Consider the following 17,417-nt stretch of genomic DNA (forward strand, 5'->3'; position numbering starts at 1 on the left):
TTGGGTCTCCTTCGTTAAACAACAGTCCGTGAGAGTTTTCAGTTCTTCCTGAGCTTGCCGACGAATTGCTGGCCCAGGATCGCGATCTGCCTTGCGCCGTGCGGCACGAGGTAGATGACGAGGAACAACAGTACGCCGAACACCGCGCCGGAGAGGCCCTTGGAGATGCTTTCCGCCATGTTCGGCACGAAGATGATGAAGGCCGCACCGACGAACGAGCCGGGCAGCCAGCCGACGCCGCCGACCACCATGCCGAGGAACAGCGAGATCGCGAGCGTGATGGTGTAGCTGTCGGGCGCGACGAATTGCACGGCAATGGCGCCAAGCGAGCCGGCAACGCCGGTGATGCCGGCGGACACGCCGAAAGCCAGCGTCTTGTACAGCGCGACGTTGACACCCATCGAGGAGGCCGCGATCTCGTTGTCGCGGATCGCCATGAAGGCGCGGCCGGAGCGGGAGCGCAGCAGGTTCACCGAGAAGATGTAGATCGCGACCGTCACGACGAGCGTGAAATAGTACAGCCACATATCCTGCGACATCGGCAGGCCGAACGGTGCGTCCGGCTTGGTGACGACGAGGCCCTGCACGCCGCCGGTCCAGTGCTCGAGGAAGTTCAGCTTCAACAGCTGCGGCATCGCCGTGGCGAGCGCGAAGGTCGCGAGCGCGAGATAGACGCCCGACAGCCGCAGCGCCGGCTTGCCGAACAGGTAACCGAATGCGAAGCAGACCGCGGCGGAAATCGGAATGGTCAGCGCGTAGTTGATGTTGGCGTGCTCCATCAGCACCGCCGAGGTATAGGCGCCGACGGCGTAGAACGCGCTCTGGCCGAGCGAGAACTGGCCGGAGCCGCCGGTCAGGATGTTCAGAGCCAGCACGGCGAGCCCGTAGATCAGGAGCATCGTCATCTGGAAGATGATGAAGTTCTTGACGAACGCCGGCACGATCAACAACGCCGCCAGCACCAGCAGCGAGGTGCCGGTGCCCAGCGTCATGGCCCGCTTCGGAACCGCCTCGACCGCTTCGTGGCCTTCGGCGACGACTTCTTCTGCAGCGCTCATGATCAAACTCGCTTGACGATGTGCCGGCCGAACAGGCCAGCGGGTTTGACGACCAGGACGGAGATGATCAGCGCGAGCGCGATCGGGAGTTTCAGCTCGTTGCCGACGCCTGGGATGTAAGTGCCGGCGAGATTCTCGAAGACGCCGACCAGGAAGCCGCCGACCACGGCGCCGAACGGGCTCGACAGTCCGCCGAGCACCGCCGCGGCGAAGCCGTAGATCAGGACGCCGCCCATCATGTTGGGCTCGAGGAACACGACGGGGGCGATCAGCATGCCGGCGATCGAGCCGATCGCGGTCGCCATGCCCCAGCCGAGCGCGATCATCCAGCTCGTGTTGATGCCGACAAGACGGGCCGATTCAGGCACCGACGCGGCGGCGCGCATGGCGAGACCGATGCGGGTGTACTGAAAGAAGAAATAGAGCCCGAGCAGCAGCAGCACGGTGACCCCGATCATGCCGGCCTGGTGGGTGGAGATCAGCTGGCTGCCCAGGAATGGTGCGGAGCCGAACGGGGTCGGATATTGCTTGATGGTGAAGTCCCAGATCAGGCCGGCCGAGGAGTTGATGATCGCAAACAGGGCGATGAAGCCGGCGACGTTGGTCAAGATCGGTGCCTTCGCGAGCGGCTTGAACAGGATGCGCTCGATCGCGATGCCGGCGGCAAAGGAAAATGCCAGCGTGAGCACGAAGGCGGCCCAATAGGACAGGCCCCACTGCATCAACTGCCAGGAGATGAAGGTCGAGAACATCGCCATCTCTCCTTGCGCGAAATTGAGATGGTCGATGGCCTGGTAGATCATGACGACGGCGAGCGCCATGCAGGCATAGATCGCGCCCGTGGCGATGCCGGCCAGGACTTGGTTGGTGAACAGCTCCATTGTCCCGGCTCCCTCAGTAACCCAGATAGGATTTGCGGATTTCTTCGTTGTTCGCGATGTCCTTGGCTTTGCCGGACATCACGATGCGGCCGGTCTCGATCACATAGGCGTGGTCGGCCAGCTCGAGCGCGAGCTGGGCGTTCTGCTCGACCACCAGGATCGACACCTTGTCCTCGCGGTTGATCTTGCCGAGGATGCCGAACAGGTCACGCACCACCAGCGGCGCGAGGCCGAAGGAGGGCTCGTCCAGCAGCATCAGCCGCGGCCGCAGCATCAGCGCCCGGGCGACCGCGAGCATCTGCTGCTCGCCGCCGGAGAGCGTGCCGGCCTGCTGGGTGTGGCGCTGCTTCAAGACCGGGAAATGCGCATACATGCGCTCGATGTCGGAGACGATGCCGGCGCTGTCCTTGCGGGTGATGGCCCCGAGCTGGAGGTTCTCCTCCACCGTCATGGTGGTGAAGGTGCCGCGGCCCTGCGGCACATGGGCGATGCCGAACCGCACGATGTTCTCGGTCGAGCGGTTGTTCAGCGGCTTGCCGTCGAACTCGATCGCGCCGGTCGAGCGCACCATGTTGCAGATCGCGCGCAGCGTGGTGGTCTTGCCGGCGCCGTTGGCCCCGAGCAGCGTCGTCAGCGATCCCTCGTTGAGCGAGAAGGACAGGCCATGAAGCGCCTGGACCTGGCCGTAAAAGGCACGCAGGTCCTTGACGTTGAGCAGTGTCGTCATTGGTCCTTGCTCCCGAGATAAGCCTTGATGACGTCGGGGTCCGCCTGCACCTGTGCGGGGGTGCCTTCCGCGAGCTTCTTGCCGAAATTCAGCGCGACGACGTGATCGGCAATCGACATCACGAGGCCCATATGGTGCTCGACCAGCAGCACGGTCATGTGGCGCTCATCGCGGATGCGGCGGATGAGGTCGCCCAGCACATAGACTTCCTCGTGATTGAGGCCGCCGGCCGGCTCGTCGAGCAGTAGGATCTTCGGATCGGCCGCCAGCGCGCGCGCCAGCTCGACCCGCTTCTGCGTGCCGAAGGGCAGGCCGGAGACGATGGTGTGGGCGACGTCCTCGAGGTCGAGATAGGCGAGGATCTCGTGCACCTTCTTGTTGACGTCGGTCTCGCTGCGCCGGACCCAGGCAAGCTTCAGGGAATCGCTGATGATGTCGCTGGAGGTCTTCGAATGCGCGCCGACGCGGACGTTGTCCATCACCGACAGGTTCGGGAACAGCGCCACGTTCTGGAAGGTGCGGCCGATGCCGATCTCGGCGATCCGGTGCGGCGGCCGCGACAGGATGCTGACGCCTTCCATCAGGATGTCGCCGGACGACGGCTGATACAGGCGCGAAAGGCAGTTGAAGAGCGTGGTCTTGCCGGCGCCGTTGGGGCCGATCAATCCGAGGATCTGGCCCTTGTGCATGTCGAAGGACACGCCGTTGAGCGCAACGATGCCGCCGAACACGACGCTGACGTCGCGAACTGCGAGCAGGGGCGATGTCCCCCGCGCGAGCTGTGCCTGCGTCATCTCGTCTCGCTCACGTCGTTCAGTGAGCGGTGGGGCGATGCGAACCGCTCCCGATGATGACAAAGGCTATCTGAACCCCTCGGCCACACGCGCAACTTTTCCTCCTGATTTCAGCTTTTTGCCGATGTCTTTTTTGGAATGCGGCATCAGACCCCCGAGCGCCGCTTCGATGTTCCTTACCATCGCTAGGAGACGCGGTCCAACGTCGTTGATCAAACGCTCTTCCGTGAAGCGGAATGCCGGCGCGCCGCAATTGAATGCGTAAGGTCCGGTTCCGTCGTTGAGCTTGAGCGCGACTCCGGCCGCGCCAATATCGTCGTGCCAGTCGCCGACCGAAATCGCAAAGCCGTGTTTCGCAACGGTCTCGCCGGAACGTTCCAGTCCGTCGCGCATCTTCGGCCAGCGGCTGCCGTAATGTTCGCGCAGAATGCGCGACACTTCGGCGCGACCCTCGTCGTCGAGCGCCCAGAAATAGGCACGGCCCATCGCGCTGGTTGCAATCGGCACGCGCGAGCCGACGTCAAGTTGAACGCCGACCGTCTCGCTGCCGCGGCTCTGCCCGAAATAGATCATGCTGTGACGGTCGCGGCCGCCGACGGCGACGGCGCCGCCGGTCGCGCGCATCAGTTCCTCGCGGAACGGCTCGGACAAATGCCGAACGCCCAGATTGGCCAATGCCGCGTAACCGAGCGACATCGCTGCAGGTGCGAGCTGGTACTTCTCGAACCGGGGAACCGGCGTCAGATAGCCGAGCTTGGTCAGCGTATAGGTCAGCCTCGATACCGTTGGCTTCGGCAGGTTGGTGCGGGCCGCAATCTCCTGATTGCCGAGCAGGCCGTCATTGGGTTGGAATGCGCGCAATACGTCCAGTCCGCGGGAAAGCGCGACGACGAAATTCCGATCGGTCGCAGTCTTCTTTCCTGTACGCTTCATCCCTGATCTGCTTCTTGCGCGGAGTCGTTGACAACGTCCGTGCTTCAAAATAACCCTGCCGTCAAGATGCGGAATTAAATTCCGCACCGCGAAATCGAAATAAAAGTAAATCCCCACCAAGGAGGGACACCGTGAGCGAAGTGGTCAAGCTTGAGCGTCATGATGAAGTCGGGATCGTCACGGTCAACAGCCCGCCGGTCAACGCGCTGAGTGCCGCGGTCCGCGGCGGCATCCTCGAGTGCATCAAGGCTGCGGTCGCCGATTCCGCCATCAAGGGCATCGTGCTGACCTGCGCCGGCCGCACCTTCATTGCCGGTGCCGACATCACCGAGTTCGGCAAGCCGCCGAAGCCGCCCGCCCTCAACGACGTGCTGTCCGAGATCGAGAATTCGCCGAAGCCGGTGGTTGCCGCGATCCACGGCACCGCGCTCGGCGGCGGCCTCGAGGTCGCGCTCGCCTGTCATTTCCGCGTCGCGGTGAAAGAGGCCAAGCTCGGCCTGCCCGAGGTGAAGCTCGGACTTCTGCCCGGTGCCGGCGGCACCCAGCGCCTGCCCCGCGCGGTGGGCCCAGAGCTCGCCGTCAAGATGATCGTCGGCGGCGACCCGATCGGTGCGGCGGAAGCGCTGAAGAACGGCTTGATCGAGGAGATCATCGAAGGACCGGCCTCGGGCGGCGAAGCCTTCGTGCGCAAGCTGCTCGCCGAGAAGCGCCCGCTGCGGCGCCTGCGCGACGACGATTCCAAGCTCGCGGCCGCCAAGGCCGACCGCTCGATCTTCACCAATGCGGTTGCGGCCATGACCAAGAAGTCGCGCGGCCTGGAGGCGCCGTTCGCGGCGGCCGACGCCGTCGGCTACGCCATCGATTTTCCGTTCGACGAGGGCCTGAAGAAAGAGCGCGAGGGCTTCCTCAAGCTCGTCGCCAGCGACCAGTCCAAGGCGCAGCGCTACGCCTTCTTCGCCGAGCGTGAAGCGGCCAAGATCGCGGGCGTGCCCGAAGGCACCAAGTCGCGCCCCGTCAACCGCGTCGCCATCCTCGGCGCCGGCACCATGGGCGGCGGCATCGCGATGTCCTTTGCCAATGCCGGCGTGCCCGTCACGCTGATCGAGACCGGCGAGGAGCAGCTCAAGCGCGGCATGGGCATCATGCAGAAGAACTGGGAAGCGACCGCCGCGCGCGGCGGCATCCCGGCCGATGCGCCCGCCAAGCGCATGGCGCTGATCAACGGCGTCGTCGGCATCGAGAATGTCGGCGATGCCGACCTCGTCATCGAGGCCGTGTTCGAGACCATGGCGGTGAAGAAGGAGGTGTTCGGCAAGCTCGACCAGTTCGCCAAGCCCGGCGCGGTGCTCGCCTCCAACACCTCGTATCTCAACATCGACGAGATCGCGAAGTCGACCAAGCGTCCGCAGGACGTGCTCGGCATGCACTTCTTCTCGCCGGCCAACGTCATGAAGCTGTGCGAGATCGTGCGCGCCGACAAGACCGCGCCGGATGCGCTGGTCACCGCCGTCACGATCGCGCGCAAGATCGCGAAGGTGCCGGCCGTGGTCGGGGTCTGCGATGGCTTCGTCGGTAACCGCATGCTGGCGCAGCGCGGCAAGCAGGCCGAGAAGCTGTTGTTCGAAGGCGCGCTGCCGCAGCAGGTCGACGCCGTGGTGACTAAATTCGGCATGCCGATGGGGCCGTTCGCGATGGGCGACCTCGCCGGCCTCGACATCGGCTGGCGCTCGCGCAAGGACCGCGGCATCAAGTCCGAGATCGCGGACGCGCTGTGCGAGGCCGGCCGCTTCGGCCAGAAGACCGGCAAGGGCTACTACAAGTACGAGCAGGGTTCTCGCGCGCCGCTGCCCGATCCCGAGGTCGAGAAGCTGATCGACGAGACGCTTGCCCGCCTCGGCCGCAAGAAGCGCGTCGTCAGCGACGAGGAGATCCTCGAGCGCATGATGTACCCGATGATCAACGAGGGCGCGAAGATCCTCGAAGAGGGCATCGCCGCGCGTCCTAGCGACATCGACGTGGTCTGGCTCTACGGCTATGGCTGGCCGATCTATCGCGGCGGCCCGATGTTCTGGGCCGACAGCGTCGGCCTCAAGCACATCGCCGACCGCCTCGCCTTCTACGCCAAGGAGACCAACGATCCGAGCCTCGAGCCTGCCCCGCTGCTGAAGAAGCTCGCGGCCGAAGGCAAGACGTTCGCCTCGCTGGCGGCCGCGTCGAGAGCGGCGTGATGGGAGTTTGCACTCTCGGCGTCATTCTCCGTTGCGCAATTGCGCAACGTAGATGGCCCGAAGGGCCAGGCCCGGAATCCATTTCGCCGTTGAGCGTGCCGCCTGATGGATTCCGGGCTCGACGCTTCGCGTCGCCCCGGAATGACGGCTAGTGTGGTTTGAGGAATCCATGACCCATCCCGGCGAACAGTTTTACCCCGAGGGCGTGCGGTGGGACGACACCATCGTCCAGGGCACGCTGCCTGACCTCTTGTCGAAAGCCGCCGCCGACTACGGCCCGCGCACCGCGCTGGAGTTCCGGGACCGTCCGATCAGTTACACCGAGCTCGCAGCTCAGGCCGAGCGCGCGGCGGCGGCATTCCTGCGCGCCGGCTGCGGCAAGGGCAGCTCGGTCGCGCTGTTCCTCGGCAACACGCCGGACCACCCCGTCAACTTCTTCGGCGCGCTGAAGGCCGGCGCCCGCGTCGCGCATCTGTCGCCGCTCGACGGCGAGATCGCGCTCGCGCACAAGGTCTCCGACTCAGGCTCGCGCCTGCTCGTCACCTCCAACCTTGCGGCGCTGCTGCCGACCGCGCTGAAGTTTCTGGAGAAGGGCCTGATCGATCGCCTCGTCGTCTGCGAGGACGACAATTGGGGCAAGGTCGGCACGCCGCAGGCGAAGATCCCGAGCGATCCCCGCATCGTCACCTTCAAGACCTTCGTCGACGGCGCCACCCTGCCTGCACAGTGGCCGAACGTGACCGCCGACGACGTCGCGCTGCTGCAATATACCGGCGGCACCACCGGCCTGCCCAAGGGCGCGATGCTGACGCACGGCAATCTCACCGCGGCGGTGTCGATTTACGACGTCTGGGGCAAGCCGTCGCGCGCCGCGCGCGGCGAGACGATCGAGCGCGTCATCTGCGTGCTGCCGCTGTTCCACATCTATGCGCTCACCGTCGTGCTGTTGTCCTCGCTCCGCCGCGGCAATCTGATCTCGCTGCATCAGCGCTTCGACGTCGAAGCCGTGATGCGCGACATCGAAATCAAGCGCGCGACCTATTTTCCGGGCGTGCCGACGATGTGGATCGCGATCGCCGCGCTCCCTGACCTGGACAAGCGCGACTTCTCCTCGCTCGCCACGATCGGTTCCGGCGGCGCGCCGCTGCCGGTGGAAATCGCGAGCTTCTTCGAGCGCAAGGTCGGCAAGAAGCTGCGCAGCGGCTGGGGCATGACCGAAACCTGCTCACCCGGCACCGGCCATCCGCCCACGGGCCCGGAGAAGTCCGGCTCGATCGGCCTGATGCTGCCCGGCATCGAGCTCGACGTCGTCGCGCTCGACGATCCCAAACGCGTGCTGCCGCCGGGCGAGGTCGGCGAGATCCGCATCAAGGGCCCGAACGTCACCAAGGGCTACTGGAACAAGCCGGAGGGATCCGCGGATGCCTTCGTCGACGGCCGCTTTCTCACCGGCGACATCGGCTATGTCGACACCGACGGCTACTTCTTCCTGGTCGACCGCAAGAAGGACATGATCATCTCCGGCGGCTTCAACGTCTATCCGCAGATGATCGAGCAGGCGATCTACACCATCCCGGGCGTGCACGAGGTGATCGTGCTCGGCATTTCCGACCAGTATCGGGGCGAAGCCGCAAAGGCCTTCATCAAGCTCAAGCCCGACGCAAAGCCGTTCTCGCTCGACGAGCTGCGCGCGCAGCTCACTGGGAAGCTCGGCAAGCACGAGTTGCCGGCCGCGGTCGAGTTCGTTGCCGACCTGCCGCGCACGCCGGTCGGAAAATTGTCGCGCCACGAATTGCGCCAGCAGCAGAAACCGTCACAATCCACTCTAGCTCCATCAGGAGGTCGCTCTTGACCGACGCCGTCATCGTTTCCACCGCCCGCACCCCGATCGGCAAGGCCTATCGCGGCGCGCTCAACGCCACCGAGGGCGCAACGCTGCTCGGCCATGCCATCGGCGAGGCTGTCGCGCGCGCAAAAGTCGACCCGAAGGAGATCGAGGATGTCGTGATGGGCGCCGCCCTCCAGCAGGGCGCGACCGGCGGCAACATCGCGCGCAAGGCGCTGCTCCGCGCCGGTCTCCCCGTCACCGTTGCCGGCACCACCATCGACCGGCAATGCGCCTCGGGCCTGCAGGCGATTGCGCTCGCCGCGCGCTCGGTGATCTTCGACGGCGTCGAGATCGCGGTCGGCGGCGGCGGCGAGTCGATCTCGCTGGTGCAGAACGACAAGATGAACGGCTTCCACGCCCAGGATCCGGCGCTGCTCGAGATCAAGGGCGAGGTCTACATGCCCATGATCGACACCGCCGAAATCGTCGCCAAGCGCTACGGCATCTCGCGCGAACGCCAGGACGAATATTCGCTGGAGAGCCAGCGCCGCACCGCTGCCGCGCAGCAGGGCGGCAAGTTCAAGGACGAGATCGCGCCGATCACGACGCAGATGGCGGTCACCGACAAGGCGACCGGTGCCGTCTCGATGAAGGAGGTCACGCTGTCGCAGGACGAGGGCCCGCGCCCCGAGACCACGATCGAAGGCCTCGCCGGCCTCAAGGCCGTGCGTGGCGAGGGCTTTTCGGTCACCGCCGGCAACGCCAGCCAGCTCTCCGACGGCGCCAGCGCCTGCGTGATCATGAGCGACAAGGAAGCCGCCAAGCGCGGCCTCAAGCCGCTCGGCATCTTCCGCGGCTTCGTCTCCGCCGGCTGCGAGCCGGACGAAATGGGCATCGGTCCGGTCTTCGCGGTGCCGCGCCTCTTGAAGCGCCATGGCCTCAGCGTCGATGACATCGGCCTCTGGGAGCTGAACGAAGCCTTCGCGGTGCAGGTGCTGTATTGCCGCGACAAGCTCGGCATCGACCCCGAGAAGATCAACGTCGACGGCGGCGCGATCGCGGTCGGCCATCCCTACGGCATGTCCGGCGCGCGCCTTACCGGCCACGCCCTGATCGAAGGCCGCCGCCGCAAGGCCAAATACGCAGTCGTCACCATGTGCGTCGGCGGCGGCATGGGCGCGGCGGGACTGTTCGAGGTGTTGCAGTAAGTGTTTCTGTCATTCCGGGCCTGCGCCTTACGGCGCATCCCGGAATGACGGCGGAATTCGGCAAGAACAAAATTCGCTCACAGGAGGATCCGATGGATCTCGCATTCACGAAAGAAGAGCAGGCGTTTCGCGAGGAAGTGCGGCAGTTCTTCCGCGACAACGTGCCGCCGGACACGCGCCGCAAGCTGGTCGAGGGCCGCCACCTCACCAAGGACGAGATGGTGACGTGGTGGCGCATCCTCAACAAGAAGGGCTGGGGCGTCAGCCACTGGCCGACGCAATATGGCGGAACGGGATGGACCAGCGTGCAGCACTACATCTTCAACGAGGAGCTGCAGTCCTATCCGGCGCCGCAGCCGCTCGCTTTCGGCGTCAGCATGGTCGGCCCCGTCATCTACACCTTCGGCAACGAGGAGCAGAAGAAGAAGTACCTGCCGCGCATCGCCAATGTCGATGATTGGTGGTGTCAGGGTTTCTCCGAGCCCGGCTCCGGCTCCGATCTCGCCTCGCTGAAGACGAAAGCCGAGCGCAAGGGCGACAAGTGGATCATCAACGGCCAGAAGACCTGGACCACGCTCGCCCAGCACGCCGACATGATCTTCTGCCTCTGCCGCACCGACAACAACGCCAAGAAGCAGATGGGCATCTCCTTCATCGTGTTCTCGATGAAGTCGAAGGGCGTCACCGTGCGTCCGATCCAGACCATCGACGGCGGCCATGAGGTCAACGAAGTCTTCTTCGACGACGTCGAAGTTCCTGTCGAGAACCTGATCGGCGAGGAGAACAAGGGCTGGGACTACGCAAAGTTCCTGCTCGGCAATGAGCGCACCGGCATCGCTCGCGTCGGCGTCTCCAAGGAGCGCATCCGCCGCATCAAGGAACTCGCCTCCAAGGTCGAGTCCGGCGGCAAGCCGATCATCCAGGATGCCGCGTTCCGCGAGAAGCTGGCGGCCTGCGAGATCGAGCTGAAGGCGCTCGAGCTGACGCAGCTGCGCGTCGTCGCCGACGAGGGCAAGCACGGCAAGGGCAAGCCCAATCCGGCTTCGTCCGTGCTGAAGATCAAGGGCTCCGAGATCCAGCAGACCACCACCGAGCTCCTGATGGAAGTGATCGGCCCGTTCGCCGCGCCCTACGACGTGCACGGCGACGACGGCTCCAACGAAGCCATGGACTGGACCGCCCAGATCGCGCCGAGCTACTTCAACAACCGCAAGGTCTCGATCTACGGCGGCTCCAACGAGATCCAGCGCAACATCATCGCCAAGGCGGTGCTGGGGCTGTGATCGCACCCCTCTCCGTGCAGGCGGGGAGGGCAATATTTCCACCGTCATTCCGGGGCGCGACGAAGTCGCGAGCCCGGAATCCATCGGGCCGCATACGCTGAGGCGAAATGGATTCCGGGCCTGGCCCTTCGGGCCATCCCGGAATGACGAAGCCAAATAAGTCCGGGTACGAGGAACCAAAGAACATGGATTTTGATCTGTCCGAGGAGCAGCGGCTTCTCAAGGAAAGCATCGACGGCCTGCTGACCGATTCCTACGATTTCGAGCAGCGCAAGAAGTACATGGCGGAGAAGGGCGGCTGGAGCAAAACGGTCTGGCTCAAGCTCGCCGAGCAGGGTCTGCTCGGCCTGCCGTTCTCGGAGGCCGACGGCGGCTTCGGCGGCGGCGGCGTCGAGACCATGATCGTGATGGAAGCGCTCGGCAAGGCGCTGGTGTTGGAGCCCTATCTCGCCACGGTCGTGATCGGCGGCGGCTTCCTGCGCCATGCCGGCACCGACGCGCAGAAGGCCGCGCATGTGCCCGGGATCATCGACGGCAGCAAGACGCTCGCCTTCGCCCAGCTCGAGAAGAGCTCGCGCTACGATCTGTTCGACGTCACCACGACCGCGAAGAAGAAGGGCGACGCTTACATCATCGACGGCGAGAAGTTCGTCGTGCTCAACGGCGAGAATGCCGACACCCTGATCGTCACCGCCCGCACCAGGGGCGACCGCCGCGACAGAAGCGGCATCGGCGTGTTCCTGGTGCCCGCGAATGCCAAGGGCGTCGCGAAGAAGTCCTATCCGACCCAGGACGGCCTGCACGCCGCCGACATCACCTTCACCGGTGTCGAGGTCGGCGCCGATGCCGTGCTCGGCAACCCCGAGGATTCCCTCGCGCTGATCGAGCGCGTGGTGGACGAGGCCCGCGTCGCGCTCTGCGCCGAGGCGGTCGGCCTGATGGACGAGTCGCTCAAGACCACGGTCGAGTACATCAAGACGCGAAAACAGTTCGGCGTCGCGATCGGCTCGTTCCAGTCGCTGCAGCACCGCGCCTCCGACATGTTCGTCGCGGCCGAGCAGGCGCGCTCGATGTCGATGTTCGCGACCATGGCGAACGATTTCGAGGACGCCAAGGAGCGCACGAATGCGATCGCCGCGGCCAAGGTGCAGGTCGGCAAGTCGCTGAAATTCGTCGGCCAGCAGTCGATCCAGCTCCATGGCGGCATCGGCATGACCATGGAGGCGAAGATCGGCCACTACTTCAAGCGCCTCACCATGATCGAGAATTCGTTCGGCGACACCGACTACCACCAGCGCCGCGTCGCGGATGCGGGCGGGTTGATCTGAGGCCAAGCAAAAACTGTCATGCCCCGGCTTGACCGGGGCATCCAGTACGCCGTGGCGGGAGTTCGTTTACACAATTCCCGCCACGGAGTACTGGATCGCCCGATCAAGTCGGGCGATGACACCGAACAAGCGGCATCAGCGGAGCAACAACAATGAAAAACACCCCGTTCGATCTCACCGGCAAGGTCGCCGTGGTCACCGGCTCCAGCCGCGGCATCGGCCGCTCCTCCGCCGAGCTGCTCGCCAAGCTCGGCGCGAAAGTCGTGGTCTCCTCGCGCAAGCTTGAGGCCTGCAAGGAGGTCGCCGATGGCATCATTGCGTCCGGCGGCGAGGCAACCGTCATCCCCTGCAACATCGCGCGCAAGGCCGAGGTCGAGGCGCTGATCGCGGGTGCCACGAAGCATTATGGCAAGATCGACATCCTCGTCTGCAACGCCGCGGTCAATCCCTACTACGGCCCGCTGCTCGACATCACCGATGAAGCCTTCGACAAGATCATGGGCTCCAACGTCAAGAGCAACATCTGGCTCTCCGCGCTCGCGATCCCGCAGATGGCGGAGCGCGGCAACGGCTCCGTGATCATCATCTCCTCGATCGGGGGCCTGCGCGGCTCCACCGTGATCGGCGCCTACGGCATCTCGAAGGCCGCCGACTTCGCGCTGTGCCGCTCGCTCGCCGGCGAATGGGGCCCGAAGGGCGTCCGCGTCAACTGCATCGCGCCCGGCCTCGTCAAGACCGACTTCGCCCGCGCCCTCTGGGAAGACGAAGCCAGCCTCAAGCGCCGCACCGCCACCACGCCGCTGCGCCGCATCGGCGAGCCCGACGAGATCGCCGGCGCCGTCGCCTACCTCGCCTCCGACGCCTCGAGCTTCATGACCGGCCAGACCATCGTCATCGACGGCGGCGTCACCACGGCGGCGGTGTAGCGGGCTGGCGCTGATCTCTCCGCGGGTCGTCCCGGACAAGCGCAAGCGCAGATCCGGGACCCATAGCCACAGGGAGTGGTTTGGCGAAGACTCGTGGTGACCCGCCAGCGCCACAACTTCTCCCTGGGGTTATGGGTCCCGGCGTTCGCCGGGACGACGGCGAGCTTGGGGCGCTCTTCTGGGATATTGACCTTCCGCCTCCAATCCGCTCCCTTTGGCGCGACACAACGACTCCCTCCTGGGAAACGCCAAGGTAAGCCGCCATGTCTTTCGTCCTCGCCATCGACCAGGGCACCACCTCCTCGCGCGCGATCGTGTTTCGCGGCGACATTTCCATCGCGGCGAAGGCGCAGGCCGAGTTTCCGCAGCACTTTCCGGCCTCGGGCTGGGTCGAGCACGAGCCGGAGGACATCTGGACCTCGACCGTGATGGTCTGCCGCGAGGCAATCGAGCACGCCGGCATCAGCGCAAAGGACATCGCCGCGATCGGCATCACCAACCAGCGCGAGACCACGGTGGTGTGGGACCGCGCCACCGGCCAGGCCGTGCACCGCGCCATCGTCTGGCAGGACCGCCGCACCGCCGACATCTGCGCCAAGCTGAAAGCCGACGGCCGCGAGCCCGTGATCTCGCAGAAGACCGGCCTGATCATCGATCCCTATTTCTCCGGCACCAAGGTCGCCTGGATCCTCGACCACGTCCCCGGCGCCCGCGCCCGCGCCGCGCGCGGCGAATTGATGTTCGGCACCGTCGATTGCTACCTGCTGTGGCGCCTCACCGGCGGCAAGGTGCACGCCACCGACGCCACCAATGCCTCGCGCACGCTGCTGTTCAACATCCACACCGGCGAGTGGGACGACGAGCTCCTGGAGATCATCGGCGTGCCGCGCTCGATGCTCCCCGAGGTGAAGGATTCGTCCGCCCGCTTCGGCGAGAGCACGCCCGACCTGTTCGGCGGTGCCATCGCGATCTCGGGCATCGCCGGCGACCAGCAGGCCGCCACCATCGGCCAGGCCTGCTTCCGCCCGGGCATGATGAAGTCCACCTACGGCACCGGCTGTTTTGCCCTGCTCAACACCGGCACCACGCCGGTCGTCTCCAGGAACAAGCTGCTCACCACCGTCGCCTATCAGCTCGAGGGCAAGCGCACCTACGCGCTGGAAGGCTCGATCTTCGTTGCCGGCAGCGCGGTGCAATGGCTGCGCGACGGCCTCGGCATCATCAAGCACGCCGCCGAGACCGGACCTCTCGCCGATCAGTCGGATTCGATGCAGAGCGTCTATCTCGTCCCCGCCTTCGTCGGCATGGGCGCGCCCTACTGGAATCCGCGCGTGCGCGGCGCCCTGTTCGGCCTCACCCGCAACACCGGCCCCGCCGAGCTCGCCCATGCCGCGCTGGAAAGCGTCTGCTACCAGACATTCGACCTCTGGGCCGCAATGCGCGCGGACTGGCCGAGCTCGGAAACCGCCAGCGTCGTGCTCCGCGTCGACGGCGGCATGACCGCCTCCGATTGGACCATGCAGCGCCTCGCCGATCTCCTGGATGCTCCGGTCGACCGCCCCGTGATCCAGGAGACCACAGCGCTGGGCGCCGCCTATCTCGCGGGCCTCAATGCCGGCGTCTATCCCGAGCCGACCAAATTCGCCGACAACTGGCGCCTCGAGCACCGCTTCAAGCCGAACATGAGCCAGGCGACAAGGGAGCGGAAGCTCGCGGGGTGGGCAAGGGCGGTGAAGGGCGTGCTGGCGAGTGACGAGGGGGAGGGGTAGCGGTAAACTTCGTAGCCCGGATGGAGCGCAGCGCAATCCGGGACCGCTGTCGCTGGTGGCACAAACCCCGGATTACGCTGCGCTTCATCCGGGCTACACGGTTGCGAGAACAATGATCCTCCCCGACGGCTATTCCGACGTCCCCGCCGGCAAGATCGCCGCCGTCGTCACCCATCTGGAGATGTTCGCGCGCCCTCCGCGCCGCGACGATCCGCCGGGTCCGTGGACCCTGCGCAAGGTCGATGCGCCGGCGCTCGCCTGGTACCGCGATCTCTTCCGCCGCGTCGGCGAGGACTGGCTATGGTTCTCACGGCCACGCATGACCGATGCCGAACTCGCCGCAATCCTCCACGCGCCGGGAATCGAAGTCTATGCTCTGGTCGTGGACGGCCGCGACGAAGGCCTGCTCGAGTTGGACTTCCGCGAGCCCGGCCAGTGCGAGCTGGTCTATTTCGGCGTCACCGCACCCTTGATCGGCAAGGGCGCCGCCCGCTTCCTGATGAACCGCGCGCTGGAGCGCGCCTGGTCGCGCGACCTCCGCCGCGTCTGGGTCCACACCTGCACCTTCGATCATCCCTCCGCCGTCGCGTTCTACCAGCGCTCCGGTTTCCGCCCCTTCCGCCGCCAGATCGAGATCGCCGACGACCCGCGCCTCGACGGCACCGCGCCGCGCGATGCGGCGAAACACGTGCCGATCATCGAATAGTACGGAAGAGCGTAGATGCGGATGGAGCGCAGCCTAATCCGGGGGCGATTTCCCCGCTGCCGCGCACTCCGCCGTCATCCTGAGATGCGCGCTCTTGCGCGCCTCGAAGGATGGGCTGCGGGCGCCTGTGGCCCATCCTTCGAGGCTCCCCTTGCGATGCTGGCGCATCGCATGGGGAGCACCTCAGGATGACGGTTGAGCTTGTGGCAGCACTGCCCGGATGAGCGAAGCGAAATCCGGGAGAGTGTCCCCGCATTCCGCTCTGCTCCATGCGGGCTACGAACTCAAAACACCTCCTGCTTCCCCCGCGCCAGCGAGAACCCCCGCTGCATCGCGTTGAAGCACGTCACCCCCGTCTGCTCCGACCGGCATGTGAATCCCGCCCGCTGCCACACGTCGCCATAGGCGAGCACCGGCAGCGAGGGATCCATCACAGTGTCGCCGGCGCAGATGCGGCCCGCACTGCCTTTCGCGCTCATCTCGAAGGCATGGCCCCAGTCGAGCTCGCAATCGACGGGCCGGCGCGGGCGCGCGTCCATGTTCATGATGTCGCAGCGGAGCACGCCCTGTCCGTTGTCGCTGAAGAACTGGCAGGCGATGTTCTTCGACGGCGTCAGGAAGCCGATCGGGCGGTCCTGGGCGCGGGCGAAGTCCGCGGTGGCGAGCAGGGCAAGCGAGGTGAATAATCGCAGATGCATGACGAGAGCCCCGGCTGGTTGATTGTCCATTGATCCCGCTTTGTTGCGCCATGCGCAATGCTCTTCTTCCAAGATAGTTGTTGCAGCCTCCGCGCATTGGCGATGAACTGATCGGCCCTGCCTTGTTCAACGACTGAGAAGAGCGAGAACCATGTTCCTGATCGGCCAATATGATTCCCCCTTCGTCCGCCGCGTCGCGATCGCGCTCCGGCTCTACGGGCTCGCTTTCGAGCACAGACCGTGGTCGACCTTCGGCGATGCGGACAAGATCGCGCCGTACAATCCGTTGCGCCGCGTGCCGACCCTGGTGCTCGATGACGGCGAGGCGCTGATCGAGAGCATGATCATCCTCGATTATCTCGACGACCTCGTCGGCCCCGAGAAGGCGATGCTGCCGCGCGGCGGCACCGAGCGGCGCAGGCATTTGCGCATCTGCGCGCTCGCCTCCGGCCTCGGCGACAAGGCGGTCAGCCTGCTCTACGAGCGCGTGCTGCGGAAGGAGCAGCTCGTGCTGTGGGTCGAGCGTTGCCAGGCGCAGATCGCGGACGTGCTCGGCGTGCTCGAAGCCGAGCGCGCCAAGGTGACGACGCCGTACTGGCTGGGGATGCGCATCGGCCACGCCGACGTCGCCGTGGCCTGCGTCGTCCGCTTCACCCGCGAGGCACACCCGCAGCTGTTCGATGCTTCGCGCTATCCGGCGCTCGCGGCGCATAGCGAGCGTTGCGAGGCGCTGGCCCCGTTCCAGGAAATCGTGCAGCCACTGTCCCCGCCGAAGGGGTGAGGGTCTCTTACCCTCCCCTGGAGGGGGAGGGTCGATCGCGCGCAGCGCGAGCGGGGTGGGGTGATCTCTCACCGCGGGCAGTGTTCAACGTGGAGCGACCGTCACCCCACCTCGGTCCGCATTCCGCTTCGCTGCATGCGAACCGATCCTCCCCCTCCAGGGGAGGATGGGGACCGCGCGTGTAGGAAGAGGTGAAAGGGCACTCGCATCCGCCCGAGTTGCGAAACCGGCGCGGTCGGCGATGATGGAATATTACCCCTGTTTTGCCC

General features: G+C 65.7%; 15 protein-coding genes. 9 read left to right on the top strand and 6 right to left on the bottom strand.

Translation table 11 applies throughout. The features are described 5' to 3' along the window. Positions 1 to 38: 38 nt before the first annotated feature. The 5 genes from JQ566_RS11325 to JQ566_RS11345 form a co-directional block, all read right to left on the bottom strand. On the bottom strand, positions 39 to 1,058 hold the full coding sequence (locus JQ566_RS11325) for a branched-chain amino acid ABC transporter permease (RefSeq protein ID WP_212372316.1): 1,020 nt from the start codon (positions 1,056 to 1,058) through the stop codon (positions 39 to 41). A gap of 2 nt (positions 1,059 to 1,060) precedes the next feature. Beyond that, a complete protein-coding gene (locus JQ566_RS11330) occupies positions 1,061 to 1,939 on the bottom strand; it encodes a branched-chain amino acid ABC transporter permease (protein WP_212372317.1) in 879 nt (292 codons plus the stop codon). A gap of 13 nt (positions 1,940 to 1,952) precedes the next feature. After that, the gene (locus JQ566_RS11335; RefSeq protein WP_212372318.1) at positions 1,953 to 2,666 is read right to left on the bottom strand and encodes an ABC transporter ATP-binding protein; all 714 of its coding nucleotides are present in this window, start codon (positions 2,664 to 2,666) and stop codon (positions 1,953 to 1,955) included. Continuing rightward, the gene (locus JQ566_RS11340) at positions 2,663 to 3,460 is read right to left on the bottom strand and encodes an ABC transporter ATP-binding protein (RefSeq protein ID WP_100232354.1); all 798 of its coding nucleotides are present in this window, start codon (positions 3,458 to 3,460) and stop codon (positions 2,663 to 2,665) included. Before JQ566_RS11340 ends, JQ566_RS11335 begins: the two co-directional genes overlap by 4 nt. A 66-nt stretch (positions 3,461 to 3,526) precedes the next feature. Continuing rightward, positions 3,527 to 4,393 (bottom strand): IclR family transcriptional regulator, encoded by an 867-nt coding sequence (locus JQ566_RS11345; RefSeq protein WP_212372634.1) that lies wholly within the window; start codon positions 4,391 to 4,393, stop codon positions 3,527 to 3,529. 131 nt (positions 4,394 to 4,524) lie between these two features. Between JQ566_RS11345 and JQ566_RS11350 the strand changes: the two genes are divergently transcribed. The 8 genes from JQ566_RS11350 to JQ566_RS11385 all read left to right on the top strand — a co-directional run bounded on the left by JQ566_RS11350 (position 4,525) and on the right by JQ566_RS11385 (position 15,669). After that, positions 4,525 to 6,621 carry a 3-hydroxyacyl-CoA dehydrogenase NAD-binding domain-containing protein gene (locus JQ566_RS11350; RefSeq protein ID WP_212372319.1) on the top strand — a complete coding sequence of 699 codons (2,097 nt, stop codon included), beginning with the start codon at positions 4,525 to 4,527 and terminating at the stop codon, positions 6,619 to 6,621. A 169-nt stretch (positions 6,622 to 6,790) separates the two neighbouring features. Then, a complete protein-coding gene (pimA, locus tag JQ566_RS11355) occupies positions 6,791 to 8,473 on the top strand; it encodes a dicarboxylate--CoA ligase PimA (RefSeq protein WP_212372320.1) in 1,683 nt (560 codons plus the stop codon). Beyond that, the gene (locus JQ566_RS11360; protein ID WP_212372321.1) at positions 8,470 to 9,657 is read left to right on the top strand and encodes an acetyl-CoA C-acyltransferase; all 1,188 of its coding nucleotides are present in this window, start codon (positions 8,470 to 8,472) and stop codon (positions 9,655 to 9,657) included. The genes pimA and JQ566_RS11360 overlap by 4 nt, the downstream gene beginning before the upstream one ends. A 92-nt stretch (positions 9,658 to 9,749) precedes the next feature. Continuing rightward, complete coding sequence (gene pimC / locus JQ566_RS11365) at positions 9,750 to 10,940, top strand: pimeloyl-CoA dehydrogenase large subunit (protein ID WP_212372322.1); 1,191 nt, start codon at positions 9,750 to 9,752, stop codon at positions 10,938 to 10,940. A 185-nt stretch (positions 10,941 to 11,125) separates the two neighbouring features. Next, positions 11,126 to 12,268 carry a pimeloyl-CoA dehydrogenase small subunit gene (gene pimD / locus JQ566_RS11370; RefSeq protein ID WP_212372323.1) on the top strand — a complete coding sequence of 381 codons (1,143 nt, stop codon included), beginning with the start codon at positions 11,126 to 11,128 and terminating at the stop codon, positions 12,266 to 12,268. 152 nt (positions 12,269 to 12,420) lie between these two features. Next, entirely contained in the window at positions 12,421 to 13,194 is a 774-nt protein-coding gene (locus JQ566_RS11375) for an SDR family NAD(P)-dependent oxidoreductase (RefSeq protein ID WP_212372324.1), read from the top strand. A 263-nt stretch (positions 13,195 to 13,457) separates the two neighbouring features. Further along, a complete protein-coding gene (glpK, locus tag JQ566_RS11380) occupies positions 13,458 to 14,963 on the top strand; it encodes a glycerol kinase GlpK (RefSeq protein ID WP_212372325.1) in 1,506 nt (501 codons plus the stop codon). Positions 14,964 to 15,075: 112 nt separating this feature from the next. Then, positions 15,076 to 15,669 (top strand): GNAT family N-acetyltransferase, encoded by a 594-nt coding sequence (locus JQ566_RS11385; RefSeq protein WP_212372326.1) that lies wholly within the window; start codon positions 15,076 to 15,078, stop codon positions 15,667 to 15,669. Between the two features lie 284 nt (positions 15,670 to 15,953). Here JQ566_RS11385 and JQ566_RS11390 read toward each other — a convergent pair whose 3' ends face one another. Next, complete coding sequence (locus JQ566_RS11390) at positions 15,954 to 16,367, bottom strand: DUF6636 domain-containing protein (protein WP_212372327.1); 414 nt, start codon at positions 16,365 to 16,367, stop codon at positions 15,954 to 15,956. Positions 16,368 to 16,518: 151 nt separating this feature from the next. Between JQ566_RS11390 and JQ566_RS11395 the strand changes: the two genes are divergently transcribed. After that, positions 16,519 to 17,148, top strand: coding sequence for a glutathione S-transferase family protein (locus tag JQ566_RS11395; protein WP_212372328.1), 630 nt, complete (start codon positions 16,519 to 16,521; stop codon positions 17,146 to 17,148). Positions 17,149 to 17,417 lie beyond the last annotated feature (269 nt).

Source organism: Bradyrhizobium sp. SZCCT0231, from assembly GCF_018130245.1.
Lineage (GTDB): Bacteria > Pseudomonadota > Alphaproteobacteria > Rhizobiales > Xanthobacteraceae > Bradyrhizobium > Bradyrhizobium japonicum_F.